Source organism: Streptomyces sp. MAI_2237 (genome assembly GCF_054189285.1).
On sequence record NZ_JAJPGQ010000009.1, the window covers coordinates 39,062 to 55,278 of the forward strand.

The following is a 16,217-nucleotide window of genomic DNA, read 5'->3' on the forward strand; positions in this document are numbered from 1 at the left end:
AGAAGCCTCGCCACTTTGGTCAGGTCGGGACTGGCCACATGCGCGCGCCGCGTGCCCTGCGGTCCATTGTCCCCTGTGACACTTCGGTCCTGGCCGAAATAACCGGAACCTAGGGTGCTCACCATGAACACGGCACCTCCCAGCACCCAGCCCGCGCAGACAGTCGCCACCCACCTGGAAATCGATCCGAGCATCCTGTACTTCGGGACTCCAGTGGTGCTGCTGTCGACGGAGAATCAGGACGGCTCGTTCAACCTTGCCCCAATATCATCCGCATGGGCTCTCGGGCGGACGGTTGTGATCGGGCTGGGCCGTGAGGGACAGACCGCGTACAACCTTGGCAGCCGCCCCGACCTGGTCATCAGCTTGCCGGCCCCCGCACAGTGGTCGGCCGTGGAGCAGCTGGCGCCACTGACCGGCCGGAATCCAGTGCCCTCCAGCAAGCCCAAGGGCTGCCGCTTCGAACCGGACAAGTTCGCTGCCGCAGGCGTGACCAGCGAGCCCTCCCATCTGGTCCGGCCTCCTCGCGTGGCCGGATGCCCGATCCAATTGGAGGCCCGTGCCGAGCGGGTGCAGCCGGACGCCTCCGGGGACTTCGTCATCGTCGAGGCCGTCGTGTGCAAGGTGCACGCCGACGCCCGCATCGTCGTTCCTGGCACCGACCACATCGACCCTGCCGCCTGGAGCCCTCTCATTTACAACTTCCGCCACTACTTCGGACTCGGCCGGGAACTCGGCCACTCCTACCGCACCCAAACACCCAGCAAATTCAAGGGACCTACCGCAGAGCGTGCGCTCGCCGACACAGCGCCCAACTGAGGTCAGGCGGCTGGCTGAAGCGGGCGGTAGCCAGAAACGGCAAGGATCTTCAGGCGCCGGCGGCGGTGACGATGGCGTCGGTGGCGAAGCCAAGGACGAGGCCGAGCAGGATGCACCAGGTGGTCAGGGTCTTCAGTGCTGCCTTGCGGGCGACGGCCAGAAGTTCGATGACTACGTAGAGGATCGACCCTGCGGCCAGGCCCAGGAACGCGATCGACACCGTGTCGTTGAGCAGGTGCTGGCCGACCACGGTGCCGAGGAAGGTCGGTCCGCCGCCGATCAGGCCGAGCAACAGCAGCGTGGCCCATGAGGGGCGCTCGCCCTCGGCGGCCAGCGGGGCGACGATGCCGAAGCCTTCGGTGGCGTTGTGCAGGCCGAAGCCGATGATCAGCAGGAGGGCGAGGGAGAGTTCCCCCTTTGCGGCGGAGTTGCCGATCGCCAAGCCCTCCGCGAAGTTGTGCAGGCCGATGCCGGTGGCGATCATCAGCGCGAGCGAGCTCGCCTGGCTGCGGACCTGAGGGGCCAGCTCGGCGGAGGCGGCGGCACCGGGGCCGGCGGGCCGTGCTGCGGAAGCGGTCGCACGGCGGGCGATCCAGCCGTCGTAGTACACCAGGCTCATCAGACCGACTGCGAGACCCGCCACGAGGGTCATGCTGCCGGAGGCCACCGTGCCCCAGTCGTGCTTGCCCAGCGCGCCATCGACCGGCTCCCAGGCATGTGTCAATACATCCCAGATCAGGAAGATCAGGATGCCGATAGCCACAGCGTTCAGGCCGGCGCGCAACCGGAGGCTGGGGCTGCGCAGCCGTCCGAGGGGCAGGCCGAGGTAGATGGTGAACCCTGCGATGGCGCCGAGCAGGGCTACCTGGGGGCTGGACACTGGGGCGACTCCAGTCGGATGGGCGGGGAAGTACACCCCGAACGTAGATGAGGTGAGGCTTGCCTAACGAGTGCCTGTGGGGCGATTTTGAGAAAGCTTGGCGAAATTGGCGCTCTGACATGAGTGGGCCCGACTGCTCTCGTCCCTCGTCGACCGTCATCGGAGCCTCGCGGCTGGGCACCGCCGCCCTCACGGCACACTCATCGGCATTCACCGGGGGCAGTCCGGCTCCGGCCCGGTGCATGATGAAGCCCACGGTGGTTGGCGCGCCGCCTGCGGCGCTGTCTGCGTGACGGTGAAACCTTGCAGGGTTCGCTGGGCTCCGACCGAGCCGTGGTGAACGGGTCGACCGCGCTCACCACGGCGGCGGCCAGTGCCGGGCATCAGCCGTGGGTGCGGCTCAACCCAGCGCCGCCTTGAGGACGGCGAAGGCGGCCTTCGGGTCGGCGAGGGCGTGATGGATACCGGGGATCTCGTGGTCGAGGCCGAGGAGTCCGTAGACGGCGTGCATGGCGCCACGCACGGAGTATTCGACGGTGAAGACCACGTCCTCGGGGATCTCCGTGTACTGGCCCAGGAAGGCGAAGTTCGCGGCGCCGCGCGGGATGACCAGTGGCCGGTCGTGGACGGTGCGCGGGGCGAACTGACTGGTGATGTAGGGCATCATCACGGGGATGACGGTTGTGGTCGTCGCGATTTCGTCTTCGATGTCTGAGAGGCCGAGGTGGCCGAGCAGTTCGGTGAGGACCTCCCGGCCGGTCGCCTGTGCCATCGGCTTGCCGATGAAGTCGCCGTCATTGTCAACGAACAGGCCGTAGCCCCACAGGGTGTAGACGTCTTCGGGCTGGCCGTCAAAGTGCGGGGCATGCGGCACCACGATGGACATCAGCCAGTTGGAGTCCTTGAACGTCATCAGCGCGCCCGTGCCAGGAAGGTTGCCGGACAACTCTTCAATGCGGTGCACCAGCAGCGGGCTGCGCATGGTGAGGGTGAAGGACTCCCACTTGGACTCGTCCACGGTGCCGTTGAAGGCGGTCGGACGGCCGAAGTCGTCTGCCTTGGCGGCGAGGGTCTCCCACAGCCGCCAGCCGCCGTCCTTCTTGTCGCGGACCAGTTCGGGCGCGCTGTCGGTACTGCCGAGGACAGCATCGGCGGTCATGGAGCCCACGGTGATCAACGCGTAGTCGCCGTCGGAGAGTTCGTAGGTGTCGGGCTGCCCGCCACGCTCGAGGTGCAGGCGCCGCACCCGCCGGGTGCCGTCGTCCTCGGTGCTGAAGTCCACGTCGGTGACCCGTACGCCGTGCTCGAAGAGCACCCCGCGGGCCTCCAGCCAGGACCGCACCGGGCGGATGATCGAGTCGTACTGGTTGAGGCGGGTACGGCGTACCCCGGACAGCGTGTGCATGCGCGGGAACTCCTGCATGAAGCGCAGGAAGTAGCGCTTGAGCTCGATGGCGCTGTGCCAGTTCTGGAAGGCGAACGTGGTGCGCCACATCGTCCAGAAGTTGGTGGCGAAGAAGTGCGGGGAGAAGAAGTCCTCGATCCGGCGGGCCCCGATCACGGACTCGGGCAGGACGAGCAGCCGGGTCAGCTCCAGGCGGTCACGGGCGTCGAGTCCGTAGTCGGCGGCGTCCAGGATCGCGGTGCCCTTGCCGATCAGGCGGGCCCTTGGCGTCGGTGGGCCACTTGGCGTTGAACTCCCGGATCTCCGCGCGCACGGACACCGTTTCGTCGGTGAGGGTGGGGATCGTCTCCAGGAGGTTCCACAGGCAGGTGTACGCCTCCTCCTCCAGCATCCGGCCGCCCCGGGTGACGTAGCCGGTGGGTTCGCCGCTGCCGTCCATGGAGCCGCCGGCGACCGGGAGTTCCTCCAGGATGCGGATGTGCTCGCCGGGGAAGCCGCCGTCGCGGATCAGGAAGACGGCCGCCGCGAGCGAGGCGATGCCGCCGCCGACCAGGTAGGCGTGGGAGTGCAGCGGAGCGTCGGTCATGACGTCCCTCCGTTCTGCCGCCCATGCTTCCGAGCGGCGCAGTGTTCTTCGGGGGCCGCACACGTCGCAGATCTGCCAAGGTGCGGCCGTGGGCGGCGCGCCGAGGCAGCCCTCAGGTGGTAGGGCCCGGCGAGCGTGGCGCCCGCGTTGCTCAGTCAACTCGTGACGTGATCATCGGGGCAGGGGCCTGATGTCCCTACTGGTGTGCCGAGCGGCCCAGGCCGGGTACCGATGCCCGGCGATGGCCGCGACGTCACGCGTGGTGTGGGTCGTGGATCATCAGGGGCGACCTCACAGAGAGCAGTCGCACAAGGGCAGGCCACGTCCGCTCCATCAGGCACGTTCTGGTCCTGAGTAGATCATCGGGGAACTGGCCTACAAAAGGACCTGCCGCCTTCAGACTAACGAGCTCGTGCATGGTTGGCGCTGGCACGTCGAGATCTTGATCGTCGATCATGGTCTGCGTGGTGAAGAACCGGACGCGTGCAGCGGTCCTTCGGAGTCAGCAGATCACCGGACTGAGTTCAGAGGTGATCGCCGAACTCGTAGCGGAGGTCGGCCCGTGGCATGAGAGGCAGCAGGCGACACTCGCCTCGCGTCCCCGCCAACGGGCCGTCGGCGCCGGTGCCAAGCACAAGCTCGTTTTCGTCGACCGGCTCCTGGCCACGTTGGTTCACCTCCGTCATGGCGCCACCCACCACGTACTGGCCTGCTGGTTCGACGTAGATCGCTCGACGATCACACGTGCGATCGGTGAAATACGGCCGCTGCTGGCCCAGCGGGGCATCACCATCGCCGTCGGCCTGGCGGTCGGCGGCTCCCTGGTGGCTATGCTCGGTCCCCTGACCGGACTCGCCGTCAACGCGTGCTGCTTCGCCCTCGGATCGGTAATCATCAAACTCGCATTGCCGCGCGGGATGGGACACGCGGCCGAGGAAGCCCCCACACCAGCCGGGGAGACGGGACCGGGCTACTGGCGGCGGTTCGGTGAGGGCTTCATGACTCTTGACGTGGGCAAGCCGGCAGGAGTCCGTCCCGGTCTCGATGATGTTGCCGCCGAAGGGAAGCCGGTCCACGATCGCCACGCAGAGCGGGCTTACGGCGCAGCTTGGTCATCGTGCTCGTGCTGCTGGCGGCGTATCGCGGCGAGCCGGGCGAGGAAGCGCACGAGCACTCGCCGCAGCTCCTGGCGATGCTGGGCCTGCTGGGCCTGCTGGGCCAGCCAGTCACGGCGGGTGGCGGAGCGCTCTTGCAGACGGAAGCCGAGCGTGGTCGCCGCCGCGCCAGCCGCATGCTGTACCAGACAATGTGCGCCGGGCTGCCGTCAGCATCCGCGTCCTACTGTGTGAACGGCACTGCCCTCCATCCGATCAGCAAGGAGTACCAGGCCGTGAACGTTGAAATCCCTCCACACGTGCGCGACACCGTCTTACAGTTCGGGGCGGGCGCGCCGTACGCCCTGAGGGTCCTGGCTGGCCAACTGGCGGACGATCCGGACATGGGCCGGCCCTCGACTCTGCCCGGCATCCTCACCGTGATGATCGACGGCGACCTGTTCGAGGACTGTCCCGCCCTGGCCGTCGGCTATATTCGCGAGCCCGATCGGATCGAGATCCGGTACGTGAACCGGGCCCCGGCCAACGAGGGCGCCGCGAACGCCGAGAGCCAGAGTCAGGGCGAGAGCAACAGCGAGCCTGCCGGTCCCGGCCTTGATGCGGTCGCCGGGCGGCAGATCGTCGACGCCTGGCAACGCATCACCCACTGGCTCCAGCACAACGCCCCCGACTCCCACGCGGCGCTCCGCGACGGCGCGAGCTCCGCGACCCTCACCGAGCTGGAGCAGGACCTCGGCATCTCGATACCCACCGACCTGCGCGCCTGGTGGTCTCTCACCGCGGGCGACGACGGGGTAGACGGTGCGGGATGCATGCCCGGCAACCAAGCCCTGATGCCACTGGACGGCGTAGCTGACTTCTACCGGCAGCAGATGGACGCCCAAGCCCATCAGGACGCCCTCAACGGCCGCCGTACCGCGGACGACCGGATCACTGTGTGGAACGCGGCCTGGATCCCGGTCGTCTCCTATGGCGTCGCTGACCGTACCTCGGGCCTGTATCTGGACGCTGCGACTGGCCATCTGGGCCGTTGGTCCCGTTACAACGAAGGTCCTGGCGATGAGCTCGACACGCTGGCGACATACCTGGAGAACGTCGCGGACATGCTGGAAGCTCCCGCCCTGGCCACGCGGGACAAGCCCGGCCTGGTGGGCGGGGCGCTGGTGTGGGGCAGCAGGCTCGATCCCGCGCAGGAAGACCGGTGGCAGCCGCTGGCCGACTGACCCCACAGGAGGGAGGGGGCCGGTCCTGCGGACTGGCCCCCTCCTGCTCCACCTGCCTGACGCTCAGGCTTGCGTCAGCTGATCTTGCTCCACGCGCAAGTGGTCGCGCTCGACGTGCAGTGCTCGAATCCCGGGAGGGTCACGAAGAAGCCGTCACCGTCCAGCATCCGCCAGGACGGAGCCGGGAACCCGCTGAACGCGCGTTGATTCTGCACGCTGGGGATCGCCGCGCGCCCGCACCGCTCGGTGCCGCTCGGCCCGTTCGTGGCCGTGCGGGTGTCGGCGAGGATGCCGAAGTTCGCCGAACCGTCTCCCATCTTGTCGGTGAACAACTGGGCGCACTTGCTGCCCGAGGTCACCAGGTTGACGCTGTTGGGGAAGCCGCCGGACTCGTGCGTCGAGGCCATGGCGAACTCATCGCAGTCGACCGATCCCACGGACGCATCCGACTTGTGCACGCTCCAGGTGCTGTCGCACACGCGGCTACGGCTGTTGTCCGATGTCCACGTACCACCGGCGCTGTTCTTCACCGTCGTGTCCGGACCCAGATAGTGCATCAGCGAGTCCCACCGCCTGGAGCCGGCATGATCGGGCATCACCTGCTGCATGTACCAGTAGTACGCCCCGGCAGCCGGATACAGGTTGGTGTCCACCGTCCAGTTCAGCGCGAAGGACGGCAGCACGCAGCCCGGCGCGGACGACTTGAGGATGTCGTCGCAGCGTGGCGCCAGCTCACGCCTGGCCTGAGTCCCGGAGGTTCCGAAGTTGGCCGTGGCGATCGCGGTGTCACTGGCGTCCACGGTTGCGGTCACCGACCAGCCCAGGTCGATGGTCTCCTTGCCCGTGCCGGACCAGGTTGTCTGGATGGTCCCCCACCGGCCGCTGTTCACGCTTGCGTCGTCGGCTGACCAGTAGGCGGTATCGCCTGCGGGGTTGTTCTGGTTGTCGGCCCACCGCGTCTTCGACGTCACGCACGACGAGCACGTCGACTGGGCGTACCACTTCATCGTGACGCCTTTCAGCGCCTGGTCGATCGCGACCGGCACGATGACGATCTGCTGGTCGAACTCCCCGAAGTCCGACCCAGAGGCGGCCTTGTTCGGGTACGCCTTGATCCGCTGCTCGAAGTCGAAGGTGGCGAAGCCGATCTGCTTGTTGTCCGCGTCGATGAAGATCAGCTTCCCTGACCCGATGTTCTTCAGGCACGCCTCGGTGCGGGTCATGTAGTCCTTGCCCGCCGACTTGTCATAGCACCAGCCGACCAGCTCCACGGCAGGCGCGACAGCCGGTCCCGCAGCTGCCGCAGCGGGAGACCCACCGGCCTTGCGGGCCTTGGCCTCCGCCGCCTTGCGCAGCGCCTCGGCGCGCTTCTTCGCACGCGCCTTGGACTCTGCGGTGGGAGGGGAAAGCTCCATGCAGAGCTTGCGTCCCTGGGCGTCCTGCTTACCGCAGGTACGTTTCTGGGTGGCCTCCCGCTTCACCGCACCGTTTGCGTCGAACGTCGGCAGGGCAGGCCCCGGATCGGACCGAGTGAGCTCCTCTATCGCCTGCACCGTCGGATCGATCGTCGACGAAGCCTGCGCCGCAGGAAACGTCATATACGGCTCTATACGGAAGTCCGCCCACGGCGACCAGTTCGTCTCGTACAGGCTGCCGTCGTAGGCGGATGTGCGGAACTTGTACAGCACGCCGGGCTTCAGGATGCCATAGGGCACCGTCACCTTCGCTGTTCCGCCCGAGGCCACGTAGGGCGACACCAGCACTCCGAACTGCCCGGACCCGTCGAGGTCGACCTGCGCCTTCGGGGTGCCGTCCGCGTTCGTGGTGTAAACCTGGAACGTCAGGTTCGCGGTATCGCCGTCCGCGTCGGTCACCGTGTTCCGCAGCACCGCCTCCGGAGTGATGACCCGCCAGACGGTGCCCGTCTTGGAGAACTTGGGGCCAGCCGACGGTGTCTTACCCGACACTGGCCGCTCGCCTCCAGCAGCGATCGCCGCCAGATCTTGCGGGCCGGCGGCCGCCACCGCCGCGGGCGAAGCTCCCAGGCCGGGCGCAGGTGGGGTGGGCGCCGCCGCTGCGGTGCCCACCCCGGTCAGTAACGCCAGCACGGCACCAGCGGCAGCAGGCCGCCATGCCGACGCGCGTAAGAATCTCACTTCCTCAATCCCCTTTACGGATTCATGACTTGTCCAGGACAGCCGGGACCCCATCACGACCGCACCAAAAGCAATATGATCAAAATCATGGTTTGCAGGCCATGAACTCATTCAGGCCAGGCAGACAACGGCATGACAGCGCTGAAGGGTTCGGCCGCAGGCGTTGTCAGTCACGGCAGCTGCAAGTCTTGATCGTTTGACTTCCGGTCATATGGTCCCGGCGGCGGTGATGTTGTGCCATCGGCGGTGGGCCTCGGTGACCTGGTGTGGGTGGTGACGACGCCAGGCGGACCAGTGCAGGATGCGCCTCCCCTCCTATGTGGAGACGCTGACCGGAGGGATAGTTAGGGGTCATGGCACATCCAGAAAGCGCACCTACGACACCGAGTTCCGGGAGGGCGCGGCGCGGATCGTAACGGAGACCGGAAAGCCGATTCCGGAGGTGGCCGAGGATCCGGGCATCCATCCCAGGACGCTGCACAGCTGGGTCTCGCGGGCCCGGCGCAACGGGTCGCCACTCGGTCGGCTCCGTTGTGCTGGGGATGTGACGTAGGCCCAGGATGTGGGCCCAGGCTTGGGCGGACTCGCGGCGCAGGTCGTCGACCGCGGTGGACGCGCTGAACGCCTTCGACATCACCTTCGACGGCCGCCTGTCGGCGGCCCGCCAGTAGCCTCAACAACTACCCAGTTACACCACTTGTTTGACAGTCCCGAGGCCGGCTACCAGCGCACGATGAGGACGGGGAGGGGGATCGGAGCATGCGGTGCCGGCGCAAATCCCTAACTGCGCCCATACGGTGGAGCCGGGCCTGGCAGAAGCTGCTGTCCCGGGCACATCAGCAATGTCTCGTTACAGGTAGCGCTCCACTTCGGCTCGCATCTCCGCTGCGCTCGAGTACCGCATTTCCGGCAGCGGGGCGGTGGACTTTTCGATGAGCGCTTGGACGCCCGCTGGAAGATCAGGCGCGAGCGTCGCGAGACGAGTCGGCGGTTGCATCGAAGTGGAAGCCAGCAAACCGCCGCCTTGATGGACGTATCGGTCCCTGATCAGTTCACGGAGGACCGCCCCGGTGCCGAAGATGTCCCGCGTGACGTGGGGTGGCGCGCCCGAGAAGCTCTCGGGCGGCATGTACATGATTGTTCCGACGACGCCAGCCTGATGGATGGATTCGTTCATGCTGGAGATACCAAAGTCCAGGATCTTCACCCGCCCTGCGGGGGGTCAGGACGAGGTTGCCCGGCTTGATGTCGCAGTGGATGATGCCGGCCGCGTGGGAGTGTTCAAGTCCGTCGAGGATGTCCAGTACTGCGGCAAGAGCTTCCTGCACGGTGGGCGGGGTTTCTGACGATCAGTTCCCGCAGCGCGTGGTGGACCAGCAGATGGCCCAGATCTGCTGCAGGACGCCGTCGGGGGTTTTGCTGCCCAGGTCAAGGCCGGTGCCGGCTTCGGCAAGGCGGCCCTTCACCATCGACTGGGACAACGAGCAGGCGATCTGCCCGCGCGGGGCCACGAGCGTGTCCTGGACCAAGCTGAACATCAAGGACCACACCTATCTGCAAGCCCGGTTCGCCGAAGCAGACTGCCGAGCCTGCCCAGACCGCGCCCAGTGCACCACGTCAGCCACCGGCCCCCGCTCCATCGCCGTGCTGCCCCGGCCGCTGCACGAGATCCAGATGCACAACCGGCTCGACCAGCGCACCGAACAATGGCAGCACCGTTACGCGATCCGCGCCGGCATCGAGGCCACCCTCTCGCAGAACGTCCGCGTCCACGGCCTGCGCCGCTCCCGCTACCGAGGACTCGCCAGAACGCACGTCCAACACGTCCTCACCGCGATGGCCTGCAATGTCACCCGAATCGCCGACTGGATGGCCGGCACCCCCAGAACCCGCCGCCGTACCACACGCCTTCACGCACTGTGCGCAGCCGCCGTATGACCCCTGAGGGACCCGCCAACATCACCAGCAGAGTCACGGCATTGGGGCTAGGCCTTACCGGGAGCCGCTTGGCCCGGCCAAGATTTCATGTTCCACCGTCTCTGGTGGGATCTGAACGTCGCGGTGGGATCGGTCTCGAAGGAGCAGTTGGTAGCCGGGCTGCCCGCCGAAGCAAATGGCAAGGCCTTGGACTTCACGGGCGGAGCGTTCTACCGAGATGCCGATCGGCTTTCAGGGCCACCGTCAGCAATAACGTCTCCGTCTTCCGCAGCACCCGTCGAATCCGCTTCATCCATCCCTCACCCACCGACGACTCCCGCTACACACCATGGACCACCGACAGCACGCCAAGGTTGTCTGCGCAGCTCAGCCGGCAGCCACCGCTACGCGAGCCAGGCAGTCACACTCCCAGGTGACCGCGCTGGACTGCCCGGCCATCGGCACGCAAGACTGTTGCACCAGGGCCTCCTACCGCTCGGTGATTCGAGACCGACGAGCTGTTCAGGAGGTTTTGTTCGTATGCGCCCAGCGGCCCGCGACCACCCGATCGGGACTCCCGTTCGACGGGCGCCTTCCCAGACTGTCCCCGGACCGTGGAAGGGCGCTCGACGATAACCAAACCGTGCAACTCGGCGGCTGGTCACAGCGGTGATCGATGTGGCGGCTGCAAGTCACGGCCACGGACATCAGTAGTGACAGAGCAGGTCGACGACGACGGCTTCGGCATGGAGGTCGTCGAGATAATTGTTGGCCTGCTCCCAGTAGCCGTCGCGGTCCGCATCCATCCACACACCGTCGAGGGTGACCAGGGCAAAGCCGGGCACAGCGCATTGGACCGACGACTGCCGGGCTTCCTCGTGCTCCTGCGCGAAGTACGCGACCGGGTCATTGAATAGGAACGATGTGTCGAAGTGCGGGTCGCCCGAGACGGCCCGCTGCGCCACGTCCTGCACCAGCGGCTGGGCCAGGTGCTCTCTCTTGGCGTCCGCCAAGGAGTAGCCACCGGGATCGGACTCGTGGCGGGCGACGAAGTCGGACAGCGGGCGGGCCGGCGGATACAGCGCGGCTAGTTCTTCCCAGGCGGCGAGCCTGGCATCATGCCTTGTCGCCGCTCGCCGCCGCATAGTGCCGAAATCGAGCAGGTCCCGAGGTCCGCCGTAGCACTCCAGCGGCCCGAGGGCATCGAGCTTGGCCTTCCTGCGGGGGACGGTGGAGGCCGTGACGAGCCTGCGGTCGCCGTCATGCTCGGGCCGGGTGAGGTAGGGGCTCACCGTATCGGAGTAGATGACCCACCAGTCCCACTGGCCGACCGGGTTCCAGTCGTCGGTGAGGTTGGCGTCATACGGCGCCATGACGGCCGCTATCGCTTCCGGAAGCTTCCGTGGCCTGGTCGGCGGCAGGCACACCGTGACGAAAAACTTACTCATACGCTGGATCGTAGAACCGAGGTGCTGTTCGAGGCACAACGTCCTCAACCCGCTGGACACCCCTTCGACCAACAAGCCACAAGATCGGTACAACAACAGCCACTCAGCGACGGCCAGGGCGTGCTGCCCGCTGCAGCGCTGCACCGCATGCGGGAGCAGACGGTCGAGCTACGCGCCAGTTCGCTCAGCGACGGCATTGGCATCTGCTGGTTCCTGCACGACCTGGACGGCCTGCGCGCCATCGGCCACGGCGGCTCGGGCAACGGCCAGGACGGCGACACCTGCAACCAGTCCGTCGTGCGATGGGCGCTCGAGCACTACCGCGGCGTCGTCGAGAAGACGGCGGAACCGCTCCCCTACGACCAAGGCCGGGCCCAAGAGGTCGTCGGCCGCTACGACATCGACGCCCTCAACCTCGACATCGCCACCGACGGCACCCGCCTCACCCTGGCCGTGGGAATCAAGCCCGAAATCCACGCGGCATCACAGGAGGACATGCCCCGGACCACCCGGTCGCAGCCATCGGTTTCCTTCCTGACCGTGCCGACGAGTACATCGTCGCTGAAGGCGGCCTCAAAGGTAAGCGCGGCTACTTCTCCCGCAACGCGAGCGGCGCCATCACCGGCGTCGACCTCGCCGGCCGGCTCTTCAACCGGGTCGCGGAAGCAACCTGATCTGTCGCAGGCAGGGGCGGCCCGCAGCGGCCGCCCCTGGCCACCACCCCCGCCGGCCGGTCCTGTCACTGGGCCGCGACGGCCTTCCTGGCACTTCGAACCGCCGTCAGGCGACTCGCAGACACAACCCATCTCCACCGCAACGCAAGGGCCTTATGTTCGAGACGGCTGTGATAGTTGCTCGCCTGAAGACCGACCTTCGATCCATCGCACCGGGCAGGCTCATGGTGCCTACTTCAGCGCGACTGCGTCTCCTGACGCCGTCGCCGTGCTGGTGGTGCCCGTGCCGGCGAAGTGCCAGCGCCAGGTGCCAGAGGCGTTCGCCGTGGTGGTCGTCTTCAGCTTGCCCGCGCTGTCGGTGGTCACCGTCTTGACGGTGGTGTACGTCGAGGCGCCAGACTTCTTGAACTGAAGGGCCACCTTCTGGGCGGCGAAGCCGGTGTAGGTGTTGGTGTTCCAGTCGGCCCGGGTCAGAGCGCCGGTCACCGTCAGCGTCCCGCCCTTGGCGACCGGTTCGGGCGTCGCCTGGGCCGTCGCCAGCTTGGCGTAGCGCTTGATCTTCATCGTGGCGCTGCTGTCAAGGGTGTAGTAGTCGCCGTCGTTGCCGCGGGCCTCCATGTCGAGGTGCCAGGTACCGGCCGAGCTGTTGCGGAGGTCGGCATAGTCGGTGCGGTCGGACTCCAGGCTGTAGGACCACGTGCACTTCATGGTCGTCGACGTGGGACGCGTGCAGGTCGACGACTTCCCGTACTGGATACGGCCGTCGGAGCTGACCAGCTTGAGACCGACCATGCCCCAAATGCCGGAGTCATCCTTGGCGGTGGCGGAGACAGTCAGCGTCTGCGGCTCGCTGATGCCGACATTGACGGTGGTCCTGCTGAAGGTCACCGAAGTGAATGCGATGTCGCCGTTGTGATCGTCTGCCTGCGCGGCGGGGGTGAGGAGGGTGAGTAGCGCCAGGCCGCCGACGGTGGCGGCCGCGGCCGTTCGGATGTGCATGGTTCTCCAGGAACGGTGAGCCGGATCTCCATGAGTGGAGTCCGGGTGTGCAGGAGACCATCCCCACGGGCGTTTGGTTGTACGTGTGGCTCAAGTTGTTCTAGACGCGCCCCCTGCGCACCTGCCACGGAATGCCGGACGCAACGGGAAGCACCGTCAGCTTGCATCCCCCTGCCGGAATGGACCTGCGCGTGCACCTTTACACTCCGCACACCTGTTCATCCCACCTCATGCATCAGGGTGGTGGGCCTGCCCTGTGGGGGGTTTTTCGTGCGCAAGCTTGCCGTCGGCATCCTGTTGCCGTGCGCGGTGACACTGTCGGCTCTGACCGCTCCGGCCGCTGAGGCTGTGAACGGGGACGGAGATCTGACAATCACGAAGGTGTCGATTAACGGTGGCAAACCCGTCGTGGTCGGCACCACGACAGAGAAGACCTTCGTTTTGGCGATCACCGCCACCGACACTTCCGGGATCAACGCGGCCTACTCCGACGTCTGGAGCACGGCCACCGCCACCGGTTTCGGCTACCACGACAACCTGGGCTGCAAAGCCGTCGACGCCACCACCGCCACCTGCTCGATGAGCTACGTCATGGACCCGGGCTACAACGGGACGGGGCTGAAGAACGCACAGGCCGGGGCCTGGCAGACCTACCTGGAGATCACCTCTAAGGACCACGACGGCGTCACGCGGAACAACCAGGACCCGTTCTTCGTCAAGCGGTACGCCAAGCTCACGACCAACGCCTCGCCCGAGCCCGTGAGCAAGGGCACGGCCCTGACCGTGACAGGCAAGCTCAGCCGAGCGAACTGGGGCGACAACCTGTACCACGGCTATGCCACCCAGTCAGTGAAGCTGCAGTTCCGCAAGGCCGGCACCAGCACCTACACCACGATCAAGACCGTCACCACCAGCAGCACCGGCACCCTGAGTACCCGCATTACCGCTACCGCCGATGGCTACTGGCGCTACGCCTTCGCGGGCACCGCCACCACAGCGTCTGCCAACGCCGCCGGCGACTACGTCGACACCAAGTAGTCGACAGACGCCGACACCGGCCCTACTCAGCGCGACGGCCGCGTCGAGGGCATCGTCCATGCCTCGGACAGGAGGAATCCGGGTTACCCGACCAGACCATGCATGCGGTGACGACCCCCCTCGGCGAGGCGCAAGGGCCACGCCCGCCACCCCATAAAAGATCTGGAGTCGGATGAAAATTACGGGCGGCCTGGCCGATCAGTCGCGCCGGGCGACACCCCTTGGGCAAATAACTCGGCGGCCAGCGAGCATGCCAGGCGTAGCCGCCGCAGGTCGCGCGGCGGTTGACGGGTCTAGGAAGTCCGCCGCGGGCCTTCCGGGGACCGGCGGGCCAGGGGGCGGCGTTCAAAGGGCCGACTGCGGTGGTCAGATCTGGCTGGCCCCGCCGTCGGCATAAATCTCGACACCGGTCATTGAGCCGATGTGCTCGCCGGCGAGGCGACCTGCCCCGCCGAGACCTACCCCCACGCCCTCGCCCGCTACGTCATGGTGATCAGCGAGGGCAACGCCGTGCACGCTGCCACCGGCGCCAGCCGCGTCGCCCTCCACGCCACCGTCGACATCGCCCTGCAGGCAGTACCCCGGACCCACGCAGACGTGACCGCCTGGCAACGCCGCCACCACATCACCCTCGACCTGATCACCTGCACCCCACCCGCAGACCGAGGACGACACGTCGAGGTGAAGCGAGCGGAGGTGCAGCCGTCAGGACACCGAGCCGCAAACTCGAGGCGGCCCCCCGCCGAGATCTACCTACCGGCCCAGGCCTTCTCGTGCCCCGGGCGCGCTGCAGCGTGAGCATTCGTTCGCCCTCGGCGCGAGCCCGAGCCTGGGGTGAACGAGCCGATCGGGCGGTGGGGCGGTGGCCCCACCGCGACCTAGGCGCTGTTTCTCGGATCTCCCTCCCTGGGTGGGGTGTTGAGGGCAGGCTGACTCCATGGGACGCGGAGATCTGACGAATGCGGAGTGGGATCGGCTGGAGTCGTTCTTACCTCGCGGTGGTGCACGTGGGGGCCGGTGGAGCGATCACCGACGGGTGATCAACGGTGTGCTCTACCGGGTCCGCACGGGGGTCCAGTGGCGGGATCTGCCGGAGCGATTCGGGCCGTGGGAGACCGTCTACAAACGCCATCGCCGCTGGTCAGCGGACGGGACCTGGCAGATGCTGCTGTCGAAAGTGCAGACAGCCGAGGACGCCGCGGGCCACATCGACTGGGAGGTGTCCGTGGACTCCACGGCGGTGCGGGCTCACCAGCACGCCGCCGGCGCGAGGAAGGCACCGCCCCCCGCGGACCCTCAAAGGGGGGCCCTTCCGCGGACGAACCAGGTCGATTCGGTTCTTCGGAAACTGGCCGTCCGGCTGGAGGAGGTGGTCCAATCGGCGAGTGTCTGGGACGCTCCCGCGGCGGCTTCACCACCAAGATCCACCTCGCAGCCGACGGACGATGCCGGCCCCTCGCCCTCCTCCTGACACCCGGACACTACGGTGACGGCCCCCAACTGCAGCCCGTCCTGGAGCAGGTGTCGGTGCCCCGCAACGGCGTCGGCCGACCGCGCAGCCGACCCGACCACGTCCTGGCCGACAAGGCCTACACATCCCGCGACAACCGCCGCTACCTGCGACGACGCGGCATCTCGCACACCATCCCCGAACGACTCGACCAACGCAGACACCGACGCAGCCGCGGTTCCCAAGGCGGCCGTCCCACCGGATTCGACCGCGAACGCTACAAGAAGCGCAACACCGTTGAGCGTGCCATCAACCGCCTCAAAGGCTTCCGCGCCGTCGCCACACGCTACGACAAACGGGCCTACACCTACCTCGGCACAGTCACCCTCGCAGCACTCACCATCTGGCTCCGCACATGATCCGAGAAACAGCGCCTAGTCCAGGCGCCTGACCAGGGCCTCAGGACAGGACCCATCGACGAGGCCCGTCGGCCCTACCGGGATGCCG

Annotated in this window: 16 protein-coding genes and 3 pseudogenes; 8 read left to right on the top strand and 11 right to left on the bottom strand. The window is 67.1% G+C overall.

What is annotated here, in order from left to right; translation table 11 throughout:
• Nucleotides 1-123: 123 nt before the first annotated feature.
• Nucleotides 124-819 (top strand): flavin reductase family protein, encoded by a 696-nt coding sequence (locus LN251_RS35400; protein ID WP_458248269.1) that lies wholly within the window; start codon nucleotides 124-126, stop codon nucleotides 817-819.
• 49 nt (nucleotides 820-868) lie between these two features.
• Here LN251_RS35400 and LN251_RS35405 read toward each other — a convergent pair whose 3' ends face one another.
• The 3 genes from LN251_RS35405 to LN251_RS35415 all read right to left on the bottom strand — a co-directional run bounded on the left by LN251_RS35405 (nucleotide 869) and on the right by LN251_RS35415 (nucleotide 3,690).
• Nucleotides 869-1,699 (bottom strand): ZIP family metal transporter, encoded by an 831-nt coding sequence (locus LN251_RS35405; protein ID WP_458248270.1) that lies wholly within the window; start codon nucleotides 1,697-1,699, stop codon nucleotides 869-871.
• Nucleotides 1,700-2,099: 400 nt separating this feature from the next.
• Nucleotides 2,100-3,359 (bottom strand): oleate hydratase, encoded by a 1,260-nt coding sequence (locus LN251_RS35410; protein ID WP_458249483.1) that lies wholly within the window; start codon nucleotides 3,357-3,359, stop codon nucleotides 2,100-2,102.
• The gene (locus LN251_RS35415; protein WP_458248271.1) at nucleotides 3,301-3,690 is read right to left on the bottom strand and encodes an oleate hydratase; all 390 of its coding nucleotides are present in this window, start codon (nucleotides 3,688-3,690) and stop codon (nucleotides 3,301-3,303) included. Before LN251_RS35415 ends, LN251_RS35410 begins: the two co-directional genes overlap by 59 nt.
• 455 nt (nucleotides 3,691-4,145) lie before the next feature.
• On the opposite strand from LN251_RS35415, the pseudogene LN251_RS35420 reads away from it, so the two are divergent.
• Together LN251_RS35420 and LN251_RS35425 are read left to right on the top strand one after the other, a co-directional pair.
• Nucleotides 4,146-4,415 (top strand): annotated as a pseudogene (locus LN251_RS35420) (transposase family protein); the annotation flags it as partial.
• Nucleotides 4,416-4,487: 72 nt separating this feature from the next.
• A pseudogene (locus LN251_RS35425) lies at nucleotides 4,488-4,697 on the top strand (MFS transporter); the annotation flags it as partial.
• Here the strand turns inward: LN251_RS35425 and LN251_RS35430 are convergent.
• A pseudogene (locus tag LN251_RS35430) lies at nucleotides 4,692-4,781 on the bottom strand (IS21-like element helper ATPase IstB); the annotation flags it as partial. The pseudogenes LN251_RS35425 and LN251_RS35430 overlap by 6 nt on opposite strands.
• 26 nt (nucleotides 4,782-4,807) lie before the next feature.
• On the opposite strand from LN251_RS35430, the gene LN251_RS35435 reads away from it, so the two are divergent.
• Nucleotides 4,808-6,028: an SMI1/KNR4 family protein gene (locus LN251_RS35435; RefSeq protein ID WP_458248272.1), complete on the top strand. Its 1,221-nt coding sequence runs from the start codon at nucleotides 4,808-4,810 to the stop codon at nucleotides 6,026-6,028.
• A gap of 74 nt (nucleotides 6,029-6,102) precedes the next feature.
• Here the strand turns inward: LN251_RS35435 and LN251_RS35440 are convergent, their stop codons facing one another.
• Complete coding sequence (locus LN251_RS35440) at nucleotides 6,103-8,136, bottom strand: hypothetical protein (protein ID WP_458248273.1); 2,034 nt, start codon at nucleotides 8,134-8,136, stop codon at nucleotides 6,103-6,105.
• A gap of 349 nt (nucleotides 8,137-8,485) precedes the next feature.
• Between LN251_RS35440 and LN251_RS35445 the strand changes: the two genes are divergently transcribed.
• The gene (locus LN251_RS35445; RefSeq protein ID WP_458248274.1) at nucleotides 8,486-8,737 is read left to right on the top strand and encodes a transposase; all 252 of its coding nucleotides are present in this window, start codon (nucleotides 8,486-8,488) and stop codon (nucleotides 8,735-8,737) included.
• Nucleotides 8,738-9,034: 297 nt separating this feature from the next.
• Here LN251_RS35445 and LN251_RS35450 read toward each other — a convergent pair whose 3' ends face one another.
• Together LN251_RS35450 and LN251_RS35455 are read right to left on the bottom strand one after the other, a co-directional pair.
• Entirely contained in the window at nucleotides 9,035-9,391 is a 357-nt protein-coding gene (locus tag LN251_RS35450; protein ID WP_458248275.1) for a hypothetical protein, read from the bottom strand.
• Nucleotides 9,392-9,533: 142 nt separating this feature from the next.
• On the bottom strand, nucleotides 9,534-9,722 hold the full coding sequence (locus LN251_RS35455; protein WP_458248276.1) for a hypothetical protein: 189 nt from the start codon (nucleotides 9,720-9,722) through the stop codon (nucleotides 9,534-9,536).
• Here LN251_RS35455 and LN251_RS35460 point away from each other — a divergent pair.
• The gene (locus tag LN251_RS35460) at nucleotides 9,700-10,122 is read left to right on the top strand and encodes a transposase (RefSeq protein ID WP_458248277.1); all 423 of its coding nucleotides are present in this window, start codon (nucleotides 9,700-9,702) and stop codon (nucleotides 10,120-10,122) included. The two genes, LN251_RS35455 and LN251_RS35460, sit on opposite strands and share 23 nt — an antisense overlap.
• 686 nt (nucleotides 10,123-10,808) lie before the next feature.
• Here the strand turns inward: LN251_RS35460 and LN251_RS35465 are convergent.
• From LN251_RS35465 to LN251_RS35475, 3 genes are all read right to left on the bottom strand, one after another.
• Complete coding sequence (locus tag LN251_RS35465) at nucleotides 10,809-11,549, bottom strand: hypothetical protein (protein WP_458248278.1); 741 nt, start codon at nucleotides 11,547-11,549, stop codon at nucleotides 10,809-10,811.
• A 168-nt stretch (nucleotides 11,550-11,717) separates the two neighbouring features.
• Nucleotides 11,718-12,026 (bottom strand): hypothetical protein, encoded by a 309-nt coding sequence (locus tag LN251_RS35470; RefSeq protein WP_458248279.1) that lies wholly within the window; start codon nucleotides 12,024-12,026, stop codon nucleotides 11,718-11,720.
• Between the two features lie 428 nt (nucleotides 12,027-12,454).
• A complete protein-coding gene (locus LN251_RS35475; RefSeq protein WP_458248280.1) occupies nucleotides 12,455-13,222 on the bottom strand; it encodes a calcium-binding protein in 768 nt (255 codons plus the stop codon).
• Nucleotides 13,223-13,492: 270 nt separating this feature from the next.
• On the opposite strand from LN251_RS35475, the gene LN251_RS35480 reads away from it, so the two are divergent.
• Nucleotides 13,493-14,260 (top strand): calcium-binding protein, encoded by a 768-nt coding sequence (locus tag LN251_RS35480; RefSeq protein ID WP_458248281.1) that lies wholly within the window; start codon nucleotides 13,493-13,495, stop codon nucleotides 14,258-14,260.
• Between the two features lie 366 nt (nucleotides 14,261-14,626).
• Here LN251_RS35480 and LN251_RS35485 read toward each other — a convergent pair whose 3' ends face one another.
• Nucleotides 14,627-14,881: a hypothetical protein gene (locus LN251_RS35485; protein ID WP_458248282.1), complete on the bottom strand. Its 255-nt coding sequence runs from the start codon at nucleotides 14,879-14,881 to the stop codon at nucleotides 14,627-14,629.
• Nucleotides 14,882-15,197: 316 nt separating this feature from the next.
• Between LN251_RS35485 and LN251_RS35490 the strand changes: the two genes are divergently transcribed.
• Nucleotides 15,198-16,129, top strand: a protein-coding gene (locus tag LN251_RS35490) for an IS5 family transposase (RefSeq protein ID WP_458248283.1) whose coding sequence is annotated in 2 segments (ribosomal slippage) — nucleotides 15,198-15,530 and nucleotides 15,533-16,129 — 930 coding nt in all. Because the reading frame shifts where the segments join, the coding sequence is not laid out codon by codon here.
• Nucleotides 16,130-16,217 lie beyond the last annotated feature (88 nt).

Excerpts from the sequence above, each read along its gene's own strand:
- LN251_RS35400 (WP_458248269.1), top strand. The coding sequence starts at position 124 with ATGAACACGGCACCTCCCAGCACCCAGCCCGCGCAGACAGTCGCCACC.
- LN251_RS35455 (WP_458248276.1), bottom strand. The coding sequence starts at position 9,722 with ATGTTCAGCTTGGTCCAGGACACGCTCGTGGCCCCGCGCGGGCAGATC.
- LN251_RS35415 (WP_458248271.1), bottom strand. The coding sequence starts at position 3,690 with ATGACCGACGCTCCGCTGCACTCCCACGCCTACCTGGTCGGCGGCGGC.
- LN251_RS35465 (WP_458248278.1), bottom strand. The coding sequence starts at position 11,549 with ATGAGTAAGTTTTTCGTCACGGTGTGCCTGCCGCCGACCAGGCCACGG.
- LN251_RS35445 (WP_458248274.1), top strand. The coding sequence starts at position 8,486 with ATGCGCCTCCCCTCCTATGTGGAGACGCTGACCGGAGGGATAGTTAGG.
- LN251_RS35475 (WP_458248280.1), bottom strand. The coding sequence starts at position 13,222 with ATGCACATCCGAACGGCCGCGGCCGCCACCGTCGGCGGCCTGGCGCTA.